Consider the following 15,801-nt stretch of genomic DNA (forward strand, 5'->3'; position numbering starts at 1 on the left):
GAAACAGAGGAAAGGGAAACTGTTATGGAAAAGATCAAGATGACCACGCCGCTGGTGGAGATGGATGGCGACGAGATGACCCGTGTGCTCTGGAAGATCATCAAGGAGGAGCTCATCCTGCCCTTTGTGGATCTGAAGACCGAGTACTACGATCTGGGCCTGCCCAACCGGGATGCCACCCAGGATCAGGTGACCATGGATGCCGCCCTTGCCAACAAGAAGTATGGCGTGGCAGTCAAGTGCGCCACCATCACCCCCAACGCCCAGCGCGTGGAGGAATACCACCTGCACCAGATGTGGAAGAGCCCCAACGGCACCATCCGCGCCGTGCTGGACGGCACCGTGTTCCGCGCGCCGATCATGATCGACAGCATCAAACCGGTGGTCAAGAACTGGACAAAGCCCATCACCATTGCCCGCCACGCCTACGGCGACGTGTACAAGTGCACCGAGTTCCGCATCCCCGGCCCCGGCAGGGCGGAGCTGATCTACACCGGCGACGACGGCTCCCGGCAGGCCGCCACGGTCTACAACTTCGAGTGTGCCGGTGTCCTGCAGGGCCAGTACAACAAGGATACCTCCATCTACAGCTTTGCCCGCAGCTGCTTCAACTACGCACTGGAAAGCAAACAGGATCTCTGGTTCGGTGCCAAGGACACCATTTCCAAGAAGTATGACCACACCTTCAAGGACATCTTCCAGGAGGTGTACGATGCTGAGTACCGGGAAAAGTTCGAGGCCGCAGGCATTACCTATTTCTACAGCCTGATCGATGACATCGTGGCCCGTGTCATCCGCAGCGAGGGCGGCTTTGTCTGGGCCTGCAAGAACTACGACGGTGACGTGATGAGCGATATGGTCTCCACTGCCTTTGGCTCGCTGGCCATGATGACCAGCGTTCTGGTCAGCCCGGACGGCAACTATGAGTACGAGGCCGCCCACGGCACCGTGACCCGCCACTACTACAAGTACCTCAAGGGCGAGGCCACCTCCACCAACCCCATGGCCACCATCTTTGCCTGGAGCGGTGCCCTGAAAAAGCGCGGCGAGCTGGACAGCCTGCCCGCGCTGGTCCGGTTTGGCGAGGCGCTGGAGGCCGCCAGCCTGCAGACCCTCAATGACGGCATTATGACCAAAGACCTCTGCGGCCTGGCGGAGGGCATCACCCCCACCCAGGTGAACAGCGAGGAATTCATCCAGGCCATCCGCACCCGGCTGGAAGCAAAACTGGCATAAGCGCTGCATCACGGCCCCTGCCCCGGAACCCCGGCGGCGGGGGCTTTTTGCGCCTATACAAGGCGGTTGGCCTGTGCTACAATGGGAGCAGAAAAGGCGGTGACAGTATGCAGCATCATCCTCTGCCCGAATACCCCCGCCCGGCCCTGCGGCGGGACAGCTACGAGAACCTGAACGGCCTGTGGCAGTACGCCATCACCGGCTCTGCCGGGCTGCCCGCAAAGTGGGACGGCGACATTCTGGTGCCCTACTCCCCGGAGACGAAAGCTTCCGGCGTGGGGCGCACCCTGCAGCCCGGGGCGTGGCTCCACTACCACCGGAGCTTTGTGCCCCCGGCGGGCACCGGCGGGCGGGTGCTGCTCCACTTCGGGGCCGTGGACTATGCCTGCGCCGTGCAGGTCAACGGCCATCTGGTGGGGGGCCACCGGGGCGGCTACTGGCCCTTTGCGCTGGATATCACCGATGCGCTGAATCCTGCCGGCCATGACCGGCTTTGGGTAGCCGTGCAGGACCCCACCGGCACCGGCGTGCAGGCCCGGGGCAAGCAGACCCTCCGGCCCGGCGGGATGTTCTACCCGGCCCAGAGCGGCATCTGGCAGACCGTTTGGCTGGAGCGGGTGCCGGAAAACTACATCACGGAGCTGACCGTCACCCCGGACTATGATGCCCGCACCGTGACCGTGAAAGCCCATACTTCCCTGCCCGGCGGGGCGGCGAACCTGTGGGCCGTGGTGCGGGCCGGGGGCGTGACCATTGCCGAGGACTGGGGCAGCGACGAGGCCGACCGGGACGGCGTGGTGACCCTGCACATCTCGGAGGAGCATTTCTTCCCGTGGAGCCCGGACAGCCCGTTTTTGTACGACCTGACCGTGGGCACCACGCAGGGAGAGGAGGAGCAGCGCGACACCGTGCACAGCTACTTTGCCCTGCGCAAGTGGAGCTGTGCGCCGGATGCCCACGGGATCATGCGCTTCTGCCTGAACGGCAGGCCCATCCTGCTCAACGGCCTGCTGGATCAGGGCTGCTGGCCCGAGGGTCTGTACACCCCGCCCAGCGATGGGGCAGTGGTGCGGGAACTGCAGACCATAAAAGAGCTGGGCTTCAACCTTCTGCGCAAGCACGCCAAGATCGAGCCGCAGCGCTGGTATTACCACTGCGATAAGCTGGGCCTCATCGTCTGGCAGGACATGGTGAACGGCGGCGGGCCCTACAAGCTCTGGTTCGTGACCTACCTGACCAACGTGTTCCAGCCGCTGCTGCGCCGCCTGCCCGACGCAAGGCCCCTTTGGGGCCTGCTGGGCCGCGAAACGGAAGCGGGCAGGGAAGAATATGCCCGGGAGCTGGAAGCCACGGTAAAGGCCCTGCAGTGCCACCCTTGCGTGGGCTGCTGGGTGCCCTTCAATGAGGGGTGGGGGCAGTTCGATGCCGCCGGGGCCGTGGAGGCCGTCCGCAGGCTGGACGATACCCGTCTTGTGGACGAGGCCAGCGGCTGGTACGATCAGGGCGGGGGAGATGTGGATTCCCTGCACAACTATTTCTACCCGCTCCGGGTCAGGCCCCGGAGCCGGGTGGTGGCCCTGAGCGAATACGGCGGCATTGCCTGGCCCATGCCCGGCCATGAGCCGCCCCGCAGGGCGTACGGCTACGGCACGGCAAAGAGCCGGGCCGAGCTGACCGCCCGCTGGAAAAAGCTGCAATTGGAAACGGTGCTCCCCCAGCTGAAAAAGGGGCTTTCGGCCCTGGTGTACACCCAGGTGAGCGATGTGGAGGACGAGGTGAACGGCCTGTTTACCTACGACCGCGCCGCCATCAAGCCCGACCCCGCCGCTGTGCGTGCTGTGAACCAGGCGCTGGAAGCGGCGTTTGAGAAGACCGTAGAATAAAAAAAGAAGGCTGTTACCCTGTAACTCCCTCAGTCACGGCTTCGCCGTGCCAGCTCCCTCTCGGAGGGAGCCTTGGCGTAACGGTGAACGGTGAAAGCCTCCCTCTCAGAGGGAGGCGGCATCGCGTCAGCGATGACGGAAGGAGTTTGGGCAACAGCCTTTTTGCATATCAATAAAAACTTAGTTGGTGCTGCTGTTCACGATCTTGGAAGCGGGCATCCTGTTCATGGCGGAGCTGCTCAGGTTGTGCTCCAGAGAAGCACCGTAGGCGGTCAGCGCCTCGGAGAGCTCCTCCCCCTTCATATCGTTGAGCACCTGTCCGCGCAGGTCATCCAGCGCCTTCAGGCTCAGCGGGTCGAGCCGCAGGGCGGCCATCAGGGCGTAGCTGTTGTACTTCACAGCCGCTGCCTGCCCGATGGACAGGCCCCGGATGGTGTCGGCGGCACCCTCTGCGGTAAAGGCAGAAGTCACGGTGCTGTCCCCGATGAGCTCCAGAGAAGGTGCAGTGGAATCGGAGGAATAGGTGGAGCCCAGCACGGCGTAGACCTCCGGCAGGGCGGAGGTGACCACGCTGGAGAAGTAGCCCAGCAGGGCGCTGCTGAAATCGGAATCGCTCAGGCCGGTCAAGGAAGCAGCGTAGGCATTGGTCTGATCCACGGCATCCTGTACCAAATCCAACATCTCGCTGGTCTGGTCCTCATCGGCAGAGGCATAGGTGCTGGTGTTGTAGAGCGGGATGGTGTAATAGGCCAGCTCATACATGTTGTTCTCCAGATGGCTGGTCAGGTCGGCATCCGACACCGGGGTCTCGCCGTCCACGCCGTAGACCAGCTCCAGCAGGTCGCTGCTCTTGATGAGGATGCGCTCAAACCGCTGGACGGTGTTCAGGCCGATGCCGTTGGCCTTGTAGGTGTCGCCGTACTGCTCCATCAGCTGGGAGGCGTAGCTGTCGGCCTGTGCTTCCTCTTCTGCGGTCAGCTGGCCGCCCAGCTCCTCAAAGCGGGTCTCGATGGCGGCGTAGGTCTCAAGGTTCTCCATGGTTTTCTGGCTCACATAGTCGCTGACAGTGGCGGTCTCGCCGCTGTCGGCATCCACGGTGATGGTCTGCTTCAGGAAGGCCTTCACATCGGTGGCATCCTGCTCCGAGGTGGCCAGATCAGCGGCCTTCTGGTAAGCGTCGTACTGGGCCAGCAGATACAGGCCCGAGGTGATGTCCACCGTGCCGATGGTGCCCACCGAATCCGGGGTGGAGCCGCAGGCGGCAAGGGAAAATACCATTGCCACGGCGGCAAGAAGTGCGATCAGTTTCTTTTTCATAGATGTTACTCCTAAGATAATTTCCAAAGAAGATATGGCTGCCCTTGGCAGTACGGGAAAGCTTACGACTTTTGTGCCAAGATCTCCGCCATGGCTTTCAGGATGCTCTGCAGCAGCTCCAGCGGCTTTTCCTCTTTTTGCAGGGTGACGGAGAGGTAGGGTTTTGCACCGGCCCCGGTGACAACGCGGCCGTTGAAGGCCACCAGCAGGCCCTGGATCATCCGGAGGTCCAGCTGCTCCACCTGCAGCACCAGAGTGTCCTTCTTCTGGGTCACCTCGTACACGCCCACAGCGGTGGCCTGCACCCGCGCCAGCGAGACATTGACCAGATCGCTGACCGAGGGCGGCGGGTCGCCGTAGCGGTCGATGAGCTCGTCCAGCACATCGGCGGCATCCTCGGGGGTCTGGATGGCGGCGATCCGCTTGTAGGCTTCAATGCGGCCCGGCCCGTCGGCAATGTACTTTTCGGGGATGTAGGCATCCACCCGCAGGTCGATCAGGCACTCGCTCTTGTCGCGCTGCACCGGCTCGCCCTTGGCCCGGGCGATGGCCTGCCCCAGCATCTTTACATAGAGGTCGTAGCCCACAGCCTCCATGTGGCCGTGCTGGCTGTGGCCCAGCAGACTGCCCGCGCCGCGGATCTGGAGATCGCGCATGGCGATGCGGAAGCCGGAGCCGAAGGCCGTGAACTCCCGGATGGCGGAAAGCCGCTTCTGGGCGATGTCGGTCAGGGTCTTGTCCCGCCGGAAGGTGAAGTAGGCGTAGGCCTTGCGGCCGGAGCGGCCCACCCGGCCCCGGATCTGGTACAGCTGGGCAAGGCCCATCCGGTCGGCATCCTCAATGATAAGGGTGTTGCAGTTGCGCACATCGATGCCCGTTTCGATCAGGGTGGTGCAGACCAGAATGTCGATCTCGCCGTTGAGCAGATGCTGCCAGACCGGGTTCAGCTCCTCCTCGGTCATCTTGCCGTGGGCAATGCCCACCCGGGCGCCGGGAACCAGCTGGCTGACATGGGCGGCGGTGGACTCGATGTTGTCCACCCGGTTGTGCAGGTAGTACACCTGACCGCCCCGGGCCAGCTCCTTTTTCATGGCTTCGGCAAGGATGACATCGTTGTACTCCAGCACAAAGGTCTCCACGGGCTGGCGCTCAATGGGCGGCTGCTCGATGGTGGACAGGTCGCGGATGCCGCTCATGGCCATGTTCAGGGTGCGGGGGATGGGCGTGGCCGAGAGGGTCAGCATATCCACGCCGATGAAGTTCTCCTTCAGCTTCTCCTTGTGCTTCACGCCGAACCGCTGCTCCTCATCGATGATGACAAGGCCCAGGTCGTGGAAGCGCACATCCTTGGAGAGCAGGCGGTGGGTGCCCACCACGATGTCCACGCTGCCGGACTGCAGGCCCCGCAGGGTCTCCTTTTGCTGTTTCGCGGTACGGAAGCGGGAGAGCATCCCGATCTTCACCGGGAAGGCCTCCATCCGGGAGAGCAGGGTGTTGTAGTGCTGCCAGGCCAGCAGGGTGGTGGGGGCCAGAAGGGCGCACTGCTTGCCGCCCATCACGCACTTGAAGGCCGCGCGCAGGGCGACTTCGGTCTTGCCCACGCCCACATCGCCGCAGAGCAGGCGGTCCATCGGGTAGGGCTTTTCCATGTCCTGCTTGATCTCGGCGGTGGCGTGGAGCTGGTCGTCGGTCTCATCGTACTCAAAGCGGGTCTCGAAATCGTTCTGCCAGTCGCCGTCGGGCGGGAAGGCGTATCCCTGGGCCTGCCTGCGCCGGGCGTACAGCTCAATGAGTTCCTGTGCCATCTCTTCGGCGGCCTTTTTCACCTTGGCGCGGGTGCGCTGCCATTCGGCACCGCCCAGCTTGGCCAGCTTCACCTTTTCCTCGTCGCCGGGGGCGGTGTAGCGGCTGAGCAGATCCAGCTGGGTGACGGGCACATAGAGTACATCGGAGCCGGAATACTGGATCTTCAGGTAATCCTTGATGGCACCCTGCACTTCCAGCCGCTGGATGCCCGCGTACATGCCGATGCCGTGGCTCTGGTGCACCACATAGTCCCCGGGCTTGATGTCCGAAAGGCTGGACAGGGCGTTTTTGTTCTTTTTGCGCCTTTTGTTCTCGGCGGCGGCTTCCTCGTCCAGCCCGTGCCGCCGGGAGGAGATGACCGCCGCGTGGGCAAAGGGGAAGGTGCAGCCTGCGGTCAGGTGGCCGGGCAGCACCTGCACGATGCCCTTGGCCGGGCGCACGTCCCGGCTCATGCTCACGGAGTAGCCCTTGTCCGTCAGGTCCCGGGTCAGGGCGGCGGCACCCTTGGGGGTGCCGGAGAAAAGGGTGACGGCATAGCCCTGGGCGATCAGCGGGTCAAGATCCTCCCGCAGGGAGGCCAGGTCGCCGCCCCAGTTGGGGGCCGCAAAGGCCTCCACGTTGATGAGGTCCTTCAGCTTGAATTCGTTCATCCCCCGCAGGAAGTTCTCACACAGCAGGGTGCTCTGTTTCTGGGCCGCAATGGCAAGGTCGTCCATGGTCTGGTAGAGCACGTCCAGCCCGGGGCAGAGCACGCCCTCCTCCAGCAGGCCGGTCAGCTCCTCGCCCCGGCGGTACTCGGTGGCCTTCTGGGCATCCCGGATGCCGCCCACCTCGTCCAGTACAAAGATGGGGCTGTCCAGATGGTCCAGCAGGGTGGCGGGCTGCGGGTAGCGGATGCCGTAATACTTGTCCATGGCTTCGGGCATCAGGCCGGAATCCAGCTGGGCAAGGTCGGCCTCTGTGGCCTTTTCCATGGCGGTACGCTTTTTGCCCCGCGCCTTTTTGATGGCTCCGCGCAGAGCCTCGGCCGTCTCGGCGGTGCTGCCGAACAGCACCTCGCGGGCGGGGGAAAGGTAGATCTTTTCCAGACTGCCGTCCCGGCGCTGGGTCAGCAGGTCGAAGGAGGCCAGCGAATCAATCTCATCGTCCCAGTATTCCACACGGGCGGGCTGGTGCATGTCCGGCGCGTAGATGTCCACGATATCGCCGCGCACGCTGAACTGGCCCGGGCCGTCCACCTGACTGCGCCGGACGTACCCGGCGGCGAACAGCCGCGCCACCAGCGCTTCCCGGTTGTAGACCATGCCGGGCTTGAGGGTGAGAGTGTTCCGCAGGAACTCATCCCGGGGCACCGTGTATTGCAGCAGCGCCTCGGCGGGCACGCAGACGGCGTTCAGCCGCCCGCCCGCCAGCGCGCCCAGCACCGACAGGCGGCGGTACTCGTACTCACGGCCCGCGCCCTCCACTGGCCGCAGCATGAAGTCCCGGGGCGGGAACACCGCCGCGGTCAGGCCCAGCGCCTTGAGGTCGTCTGCAAAGTGGGTAGCCTCGGCCTCGCCGGGGGTCACGATGCACAGCACCCGGTCAAGGTCCTTTTGCAGGGCGGCGTACAGCAGGGCACGGCCCGCAGGCGGCAGGCCGAACAGCGCCGCCGGGCCCGGGGTGTGCAGGCTCTCCGCGATCTTCTGATATTCCGCTGTGCTTTTCAGCAGCGCTTCGTACATCGTAGACCTCCTCTCGAAGCAAACACTTTTGGAAAGCTAAACCCCACCGTCATTGCTTCGCAATGCCACCGCCCCTACTAGGGGCGGCCTTGGCAAAACCGTAAAACTTTACGCAATGCCAAGGGCCCCCCTATTAGCGGGGGCTGTCGCCGCAGGCGACTGGGGGGTTCTCCCTCACCCGTTATACTTGCTCTGCGCCAGACCCAGCTTGCCGTCCATGATAAGCTTTGCGGCGGCTTCAAGGTCGGGGTAGCGGTCGGCCATGGCTTTGGCATCCTCAGGCGGGAACTTGCCCAGCACCCAGTCGGCAAGGTCATAGTCCGGGCGGGGCTTGGCACCCACGCCGATGCGGATGCGGGGGAAGTTCTCCCCGCCCAGCCGGGCAATGATACTCTTCAGGCCGTTGTGCCCGCCTGCCGAGCCGGAGGGCCGGATGCGCAGCTTGCCGGGGGCCTGGGTGATATCATCGCACAGGACGATGACGTGGTCAGCAGGGATCTTGAAAAAGCCCGCCAGCGGGGCGATGGAATCGCCGGAGAGGTTCATGTAGGTCAGGGGTTTCAGCAGCACCACCTTGTGGCCGTCCACCTCGCCCTGGCCCCACAGGCCCTGAAACTTGGTTTTGCTGACGCTGATGCCCCATTTGCCCGCCAGAGAGTCCAGCGCGGCAAAGCCCGCGTTGTGGCGGGTGCCATCGTATTTTGCTTCCGGGTTGCCAAGGCCCGCGATCAGCCAGATGTCGTTTGCATTCATAGTTGTTGTTTTGCCTTTTCTTTTTTGCATAAAATAATGTGTGGTACAGTTCTTTAGTATAACATACGCGCGAAGAAAAAGAAATCTGTTTTGCGGGAAAAACAACAAAAATGGCGGCCGGCCCCCGGCGCTCCATACCTTGACAAACTGCTGAAAATTGACTATACTACAAATAGAAAAGGCGCTGGCCTGCAAACGGTCAGCTCCCGCTCCTGTTAGTCAAAAAGATTGACTGCTCGAATTGGAAGTTGGAGGCAGTCAATCTTTTTTGTTTTTATCGTCATGGTCGTGCGAAATTTTCCATCCGGCATCGAATGATGCTTTTGCGACTGTAACGAGTAGTGTCAGCAAGCCAATCACCACGGTCAACAGAGCGCAAACTTCTGTCAGCGACATTTGACATCCCCTCCCTTCGCCGTAAGGCTCCGGGAAAAGATACGATTCAAAAATCAAAAAAGTCCGTTTCCCGGAGTTGAGTTCCGCGTGCGCAGAACTTCAAATGGCTGGGAGTGGGAGCATGACCACCTGCATTGCAGACAGCGCCTTTTTTCCTGCTGTTTCCAGCATTGGCCACAGTATACCATAATCTCTGACAAAAAAACAATCAAAAGCACCGCCCTGCACTCTGAAAAGCGTAGGGCGGTGCTTTTTGTATAATACCTTATAAGGTAGCGGGAGAGTTACTTGTTCTGCTCCTCCTCCAGCTTCTGCTTTTTGGCGATATAGGCCTCCATCTTGGGGGCGGCCCAGCCCTCAAGGTTGGTCTGGCGCTCCCGGGCGATGCCCAGTGCCTGTGCGGGCACGTCCTTGGTGATGGTGCTGCCTGCGGCGGTGTAGGCACCGTCGCCTACCTTGACCGGGGCAACAAGATTGGTGTTGCAGCCAATGAAGCAGTAATCGCCGATCTGGGTGCGGAACTTATCCTTGCCGTCGTAGTTGCAGGTAACGGTGCCGCAGCCGAAGTTGCAGTACTTGCCCACGTCACTATCACCGATGTAGGTCAGGTGGCTCACGGTGTTGCCCCGGGCAAAGTTGGAGTTCTTGGTCTCCACATAGGCACCCAGATGCACGCCGTAGTCGGTGACAGTGTTCACCCGCACATGGGTGAAGGGGCCGATGTTGTTGTGGGGGCCCAGATGGCTGCCGTAGACCTGGCTGGCGTTGACAGTGGTGCCCTCGTCCACGATGCTGTCCTCGATCAGGCTGTTGGGGCCGATGACGCATCCTGCGCCGATGACCGTCTTGCCGCGCAGGATGGTGCCCGCCAGAATGGTGGCTCCCGGGGCGATGACAACGCCTTCGTCGATCTGGACGGTACGGTTCTCAATGTTCACGCCGTTGGCGATGTGAAAAAGCAGGATGTTCTCGCGCCGGCTTTCGGCAGCGTCCAGTTTGGCGCGTGCTGCGGCCAGAGCTTCGTTGGAAATGGTTTCCATAAATAGTGTCCCTCCTTGGGAAGGTGTGGTATTTTGTTGTATCCATGAGGGAGAAATTCCGGCCCGTTCCGCAGGTGGAATTCCGCCGGAATTTTTAATGGATAACAGCATGTATCCCAGATGCGGAAAAATGGCTCTGTAAAACAAAAAACCTCTCGAACTTTCTCCCATTTTATAATAGCGGAAAACTGGGTAAATTTCAAGGGAATTGCACAAAATTTATCAAACAAATTCGGTGTTTTGCCCGGTGGCAATGTGGGAATTTTCTGGTATAATAGTTTAGCATTCACAAGACAATGTTCATCAGCTTTGAGAAAAAAGTGCGATGAGACCGCCGGGCGTGGCACCGGGGGTCACCAAATGGGAGGTAAACACGCATGAGCAAAAAGTATCTGTACTACTTCAGCGAGGGCAACGATGCCTTCGGCGGCGACAAGGTCACCATGAAAAATACTCTGGGCGGCAAGGGTGCCGGTCTGGCAGAGATGACTGCTGCCGGTATGCCGGTTCCCCAGGGCTTCACCATCACCACGGATGCCTGCACCCAGTACTATGCAGACGGCCGTCAGATCAATGACGATATCACTGCTGACATCTTCGAGCATCTCAAGGGTCTGGAAGAGATCACCGGCAAGAAGTTTGGCGACAACACCAACCCCCTGCTGGTCTCTGTCCGTTCCGGTGCCCGTCAGTCCATGCCCGGCATGATGGATACCATCCTGAACCTGGGCCTGAACGATGAGGCTGTGGAAGGTCTGGCAAAGAAGACTGGCAACGCTCGCTTCGCATACGACTGCTACCGCCGCTTCGTGCAGATGTTTGCAGACGTTGTTATGATGGTCCCGAAGAGCCTGTTCGAGGTCGAGATCGACAAGATGAAGGAAGCCAAGGGCGTCAAGAACGACGTTGACCTGACTGCTGACGACCTGAAGGAACTGGTCGGCGTCTTCAAGAAGATCTACGAGGAGAACGAGGGCAAGCCGTTCCCCCAGGATCCCCGTGATCAGCTGATCGAGGCAGTCAAGGCTGTGTTCCGCAGCTGGGACAACCCCCGTGCAAACGTTTACCGCAAGATGAACGAGATCCCCTACGAGTGGGGCACCGCTGTCAACGTGCAGCAGATGGCATTCGGCAACTCCGGCGACCGTTCCGGCACCGGCGTTGCATTCACCCGTGACCCCGCCACCGGTGCAAAGAAGCTGATGGGCGAGTACCTGATCAATGCACAGGGCGAGGACGTCGTCGCAGGCGTGCGCACTCCTTCTCCCATCAGCCACCTGAAGGATCAGATGCCTGAGGTGTACGATCAGTTCGTTGAGATCGCAACCCGTCTGGAGAACTACTTCCGCGATATGCAGGATATGGAGTTCACCATTGAGGATGGCCACCTGTACATGCTGCAGACCCGTAACGGCAAGCGTACCGCTCAGGCTGCTCTGCAGATCGCATGTGACCTGGTGGACGAGGGCATGATCACCGAGCAGGAGGCTGTCCTGCGCGTGGAGCCCAAGCAGCTGGATACCCTGCTGCATCCCCAGTTTGATGCCGCTGCCCTGAAGGCCGCCGAAGTCGTCGGCAAGGGCCTGGCAGCTTCTCCTGGTTCCGCCTGCGGCCAGATCGTCTTTACCGCTGAGGAAGCAGAGGAGATGGTCAAGTCCGGCAAGATGAAGAAGGTCGTTCTGGTCCGTCTGGAGACCAGCCCCGAGGATATCGTGGGCATGCAGGTGTCTCAGGGCATCCTGACCGTCCGCGGCGGCATGACCAGCCACGCAGCCGTTGTTGCCCGTGGTATGGGCACTTGCTGTGTCTCCGGCTGCGGCAACGACAACGAGGTCAAGATCGACGAGGAAGCAAAGACCTTCGAGATCAACGGCCACAAGTTCGTTGAGGGCGACTGGATCTCCATCGATGGTTCCACCGGCAACATCTACGGCGAGCAGGTCGCTACCGTGGCCGCTACCGGCAACAAGAACTTCAACCGCTTCATGGGTTGGGCAGACGCAGCTCGTCAGCTGCTGGTTATGACCAACGCCGATAACCCCCGCGACGCACAGCAGGCTGTTGACCTGGGTGCTGAGGGCATCGGCCTGTGCCGTACCGAGCACATGTTCTTCGCTGAGGACCGCATCAAGGCTGTCCGTGAGATGATCTGCGCACGTACCGTGGAAGAGCGCGAAGCTGCTCTGGCTAAGGTCGAGCCGTTCCAGCAGGGTGACTTCGAGGCCATGTACCGCATCATGGGTGAGCGCCCGATGACCATCCGCTACCTGGATCCCCCTCTGCACGAGTTCCTGCCCACCAAGGACGAGGACATCAAGGAGCTGGCTGCCGATATGGGTATGACCTTCGATGACCTGAAGAACGTGGTTGCTTCTCTGCACGAGTTCAACCCCATGATGGGTCACCGTGGTTGCCGTCTGGCTGTCACCTATCCCGAGATCGCTGCTATGCAGACCCGCGCTGTCATCAAGGCTGCCCTGAACGTCTCCGCTGAGACCGGCTGCATGATCACCCCGCATATCATGATCCCGCTGGTCGGCGAGGTCAAGGAGCTGAAGTTCGTCAAGGATGTCGTTGTCAAGGTCGCTGATGAGCTGATCGCTGCTGCTGGCGTTGACATGAAGTATCAGGTCGGTACCATGATTGAGATCCCCCGTGCAGCCCTGACTGCCGGCGAGATCGCCAAGGAGGCTGAGTTCTTCAGCTTCGGCACCAACGACCTGACCCAGATGACCTTCGGCTTCAGCCGTGATGACGCTGCCAAGTTCCTGGGCGCTTACTACGAGAACAAGATCTACGAGAGCGATCCGTTCCAGCACCTGGATCAGATCGGCGTGGGTAAGCTGGTCAAGATGGCCGCACACGATGGCCGTGAGACCCGTCCCGATCTGGGCCTGGGTATCTGCGGTGAGCACGGCGGCGATCCCACGAGCGTGGAGTTCTGCCACAACGTCGGTCTGGACTACGTCAGCTGCTCTCCCTTCCGTGTGCCCATTGCACGTCTGGCTGCTGCTCAGGCTGCGATCAAGAACCCCCGCAAGTAATTGCGTGAGGGCTTGAACCGACACAAATAACGCAAACGAACCGCCTCGGTTTCCGAAAGAGGAAGCCGGGGCGGTTTTTTGCGCTCACGGAGGGGCAAATGAAAAACACAGTATGAATATATACCATATAAAAAATGAATATATGCTAAAATTTCGGGAAAATACTTGCATTTTCATTAAAATGGGTGTATTATAACACCCGCCGACGAAATGCCGACAATCAACAAGAGAGGGATCGATACTATTATGTCTTTGAAGAAGAAAATTGCTGCGGCTTTCATCGCCTGTGCGATGACGCTTGCCGTGGTTCCTTCCGCCTTCGCCTGCACGGCACTCTATGTCGGCAGCGACCTCACCGAGGATGGCACCACCATGTTTGGCCGGATCGAGGATCTGGGCACCAACGATTACAACAAGCTGTTCAACATCAGCCCCGCCGGGAAGCACACCGCGGGCGAGGTGTACGAGGGCTGCTACGGCTTTACCTACACCTTCACCCACGACAGCTACCGCTACACCGCCCGCCGGGACGACAACGGTCTGGGTGTTTGCCCGGACTGCGACAGCACCCACGAGCACACCCCCTATGAGGAGGCTGGCACCAACGAGAAGGGTGTCATGGTCTCTGCCACCGAGTCTCTCTACGGCACCGACGCCGTGCTGAGCGTAGACCCCTATGTGGACAACGGCATTGAGGAAGCCGAGATCACCACGGTGCTGCTGAGCGAAGCTTCCACGGCCCGCGAGGGTGTTGCTCTGCTGACCTCCATCTACGACAACGCCGGTGCAGCCGGCGGCTCCGGCGTGTTCATTGCCGACCAGAATGAGACCTGGTTCGTGGAGAACCTGACGGGCCACACCTACCTTGCCCTGAAGCTCTCCTCCAGCGTGGTCTTCATGCAGCCCAACATCGCCGCTATGGGCAAGATCGATCTGGATGACACCGACCATGTGGTGGCCTCTGCCAACCTGATCTCCGTGGCCCAGAAAGCCGGTACCTTTGTGGGCGATGCCGCTGCCAATGTCATCGATCTGGATGCCTCCTACAACGGCGACATCGCATCGGACCGCATGGCAGCCGGCCTGAACTACCTGTACGGCACCGACACCTTTACAAAGGACAACTACAGTGAGACCGACTTTGCCATCAGCAACGTCGGCGAGAACGGTGCCATCGTCCCGGTCTACTCCAACATCCAGCTGACCAAGAAGTTCTCGGTGGAGGATTCCATCCACTTCTTTCAGACCGAGCCCATCGGCAAGACGGGCAATGTGGAGACTCATCTGTTCCAGGTGAGCGCCACCGGCGATCTGAACACCGCCATTACCGAGTGGACCGCTTTTGACGACGACGTGTACAACGCCTTCGTCCCTTACTATCCGATGCTGACCACCGACACCGCAGATGTCTACAAGGTCTCGGTCCATAAGGTCACCCGTTCCGACGAGCAGCCCACCGAGGGCGTCTGGTATCAGGATGCCAAGGGCCGCTACTACACCTACCCGGACGACTGGACCGACTCCTTCTACGGCGTGCGTGACGCCCTCTCCAACCTGCTGACCTACGGCAGCAATGGCAATCAGGTCACCGCAAAGGATCAGGCTGCAGCCAAGGCCAGCTACGCCGCGCTCCAGCAGGAGATCATGGCCGACTACGCCGATATGAAGGCCGCTGTTGCCGCTGCCGACACGCTTGAGGCCAAGCAGGCTGCCGCCACCAACGCCAGCAATGCCATGAGCCAGAAGGTGTACAACACCACCCTGAAGATGTATAACAAGCTCCAGGCCAAGACGGCCGCCCGGGCATGGGTCAGCTCTCTGCTGCACTGAGGCTTTGCAGCGCCTGAGGCGTTTCCCATAAAACCGCAGCGCCCCCGGTTTCCATGACAGGAAGCCGGGGGCGCTTTGTGCGTGACTGCTCCTTGCAAACGCCGCCCATTCGTTCTATATGACAAGGCAAAACTGCCGGAATTCTATTTGCAGGAAGAAAATTTGGAGAAGATCATTGCGGAGATGGGGTGAAACACACTGGAAGTTCACAAATAACGTATCATCGTTACTCCGAACGCTCTGTAATTTTGGCACCCGCCCAGGCTGCGATTAAAAGTCCAAGGAAATAAGGTTTTTTCTATGGCATAAATAGTTTAAAAGTGAAATGAGTCCCTTGACTTCTGTAATGGAAGTCAAGGGATTTTTTGATGTGCTGCTATTTTGTGCGAGACTCTTTTACATACGCGCCCCTTGTTTTTGTCGATTTTTACGCTAAAATAAAAAGTAATAAACCAACGTAAATAAAGGAGGGACTCTAAATGTCCGAAAATGCAAGACAAGAAGTTGTGACTCAAAAGCCGCGCATGGCAATATGCTATGACTTCGATAAAACTCTTTCTCCCGATGATATGCAGTCGTTCACATTGATTCCCTCACTTGGAATGAGACCTGAGGATTTTTGGCCAGAGTCCAATCAACTTGCAAAAGACAACCTTATGGACAACAATCTCGCTTGGATGTATCAGCTTGTTGTCAAGTCTAAAGCTCTTAGAAAACCCCTCAGTCGTAGCTACTTCAACTAGGTAGGAAAGGACGTTCCCTTATACAATGG

The 15,801-nt window shown here is 60.0% G+C and carries 10 protein-coding genes; 5 read left to right on the forward strand and 5 right to left on the reverse strand.

Annotated elements, in window-relative coordinates:
- Nucleotides 1–24: 24 nt before the first annotated feature.
- Both GXM22_RS01265 and GXM22_RS01270 read left to right on the forward strand, forming a co-directional pair.
- Nucleotides 25–1,236 carry an NADP-dependent isocitrate dehydrogenase gene (locus GXM22_RS01265; protein WP_005930182.1) on the forward strand — a complete coding sequence of 404 codons (1,212 nt, stop codon included), beginning with the start codon at nt 25–27 and terminating at the stop codon, nt 1,234–1,236.
- Nucleotides 1,237–1,343: 107 nt separating this feature from the next.
- On the forward strand, nt 1,344–3,119 hold the full coding sequence (locus GXM22_RS01270) for a glycoside hydrolase family 2 protein (RefSeq protein WP_099357258.1): 1,776 nt from the start codon (nt 1,344–1,346) through the stop codon (nt 3,117–3,119).
- A 180-nt stretch (nt 3,120–3,299) separates the two neighbouring features.
- Here the strand turns inward: GXM22_RS01270 and GXM22_RS01275 are convergent, their stop codons facing one another.
- The 5 genes from GXM22_RS01275 to GXM22_RS01290 all read right to left on the reverse strand — a co-directional run bounded on the left by GXM22_RS01275 (nt 3,300) and on the right by GXM22_RS01290 (nt 10,155).
- Nucleotides 3,300–4,436, reverse strand: a complete 1,137-nt coding sequence (locus GXM22_RS01275) for a hypothetical protein (protein ID WP_005930172.1) — start codon at nt 4,434–4,436, stop codon at nt 3,300–3,302.
- A gap of 62 nt (nt 4,437–4,498) precedes the next feature.
- Nucleotides 4,499–7,966, reverse strand: a complete 3,468-nt coding sequence (mfd, locus tag GXM22_RS01280; RefSeq protein ID WP_005930169.1) for a transcription-repair coupling factor — start codon at nt 7,964–7,966, stop codon at nt 4,499–4,501.
- A gap of 174 nt (nt 7,967–8,140) precedes the next feature.
- Nucleotides 8,141–8,719 carry an aminoacyl-tRNA hydrolase gene (pth, locus tag GXM22_RS01285; protein WP_035393394.1) on the reverse strand — a complete coding sequence of 193 codons (579 nt, stop codon included), beginning with the start codon at nt 8,717–8,719 and terminating at the stop codon, nt 8,141–8,143.
- 258 nt (nt 8,720–8,977) lie between these two features.
- Nucleotides 8,978–9,115, reverse strand: a complete 138-nt coding sequence (locus GXM22_RS15000; protein ID WP_005930165.1) for a hypothetical protein — start codon at nt 9,113–9,115, stop codon at nt 8,978–8,980.
- A gap of 284 nt (nt 9,116–9,399) precedes the next feature.
- Complete coding sequence (locus tag GXM22_RS01290; protein WP_005930161.1) at nt 9,400–10,155, reverse strand: UDP-N-acetylglucosamine diphosphorylase; 756 nt, start codon at nt 10,153–10,155, stop codon at nt 9,400–9,402.
- Between the two features lie 377 nt (nt 10,156–10,532).
- Between GXM22_RS01290 and ppdK the strand changes: the two genes are divergently transcribed.
- From ppdK to GXM22_RS15105, 3 genes are all read left to right on the forward strand, one after another.
- A complete protein-coding gene (gene ppdK / locus GXM22_RS01295; protein WP_005930157.1) occupies nt 10,533–13,199 on the forward strand; it encodes a pyruvate, phosphate dikinase in 2,667 nt (888 codons plus the stop codon).
- Nucleotides 13,200–13,445: 246 nt separating this feature from the next.
- Nucleotides 13,446–15,029, forward strand: a complete 1,584-nt coding sequence (locus GXM22_RS01300) for a C69 family dipeptidase (protein WP_242700132.1) — start codon at nt 13,446–13,448, stop codon at nt 15,027–15,029.
- Nucleotides 15,030–15,508: 479 nt separating this feature from the next.
- Entirely contained in the window at nt 15,509–15,772 is a 264-nt protein-coding gene (locus GXM22_RS15105) for a hypothetical protein (protein ID WP_005936663.1), read from the forward strand.
- Nucleotides 15,773–15,801: the final 29 nt, after the last annotated feature.

This window comes from Faecalibacterium duncaniae (genome assembly GCF_010509575.1).
GTDB classification, from domain to species: domain Bacteria; phylum Bacillota; class Clostridia; order Oscillospirales; family Ruminococcaceae; genus Faecalibacterium; species Faecalibacterium duncaniae.

What these genes read in the sequence shown, in the direction of transcription:
- GXM22_RS01265 (WP_005930182.1), top strand. Translation starts at nt 25, where the DNA reads ATGGAAAAGATCAAGATGACCACGCCGCTGGTGGAGATGGATGGCGAC.
- GXM22_RS01270 (WP_099357258.1), top strand. Translation starts at nt 1,344, where the DNA reads ATGCAGCATCATCCTCTGCCCGAATACCCCCGCCCGGCCCTGCGGCGG.
- GXM22_RS01275 (WP_005930172.1), bottom strand. Translation starts at nt 4,436, where the DNA reads ATGAAAAAGAAACTGATCGCACTTCTTGCCGCCGTGGCAATGGTATTT.
- mfd (WP_005930169.1), bottom strand. Translation starts at nt 7,966, where the DNA reads ATGTACGAAGCGCTGCTGAAAAGCACAGCGGAATATCAGAAGATCGCG.
- pth (WP_035393394.1), bottom strand. Translation starts at nt 8,719, where the DNA reads ATGAATGCAAACGACATCTGGCTGATCGCGGGCCTTGGCAACCCGGAA.
- GXM22_RS15000 (WP_005930165.1), bottom strand. Translation starts at nt 9,115, where the DNA reads ATGTCGCTGACAGAAGTTTGCGCTCTGTTGACCGTGGTGATTGGCTTG.
- GXM22_RS01290 (WP_005930161.1), bottom strand. Translation starts at nt 10,155, where the DNA reads ATGGAAACCATTTCCAACGAAGCTCTGGCCGCAGCACGCGCCAAACTG.
- ppdK (WP_005930157.1), top strand. Translation starts at nt 10,533, where the DNA reads ATGAGCAAAAAGTATCTGTACTACTTCAGCGAGGGCAACGATGCCTTC.
- GXM22_RS01300 (WP_242700132.1), top strand. Translation starts at nt 13,446, where the DNA reads ATGTCTTTGAAGAAGAAAATTGCTGCGGCTTTCATCGCCTGTGCGATG.
- GXM22_RS15105 (WP_005936663.1), top strand. Translation starts at nt 15,509, where the DNA reads ATGTCCGAAAATGCAAGACAAGAAGTTGTGACTCAAAAGCCGCGCATG.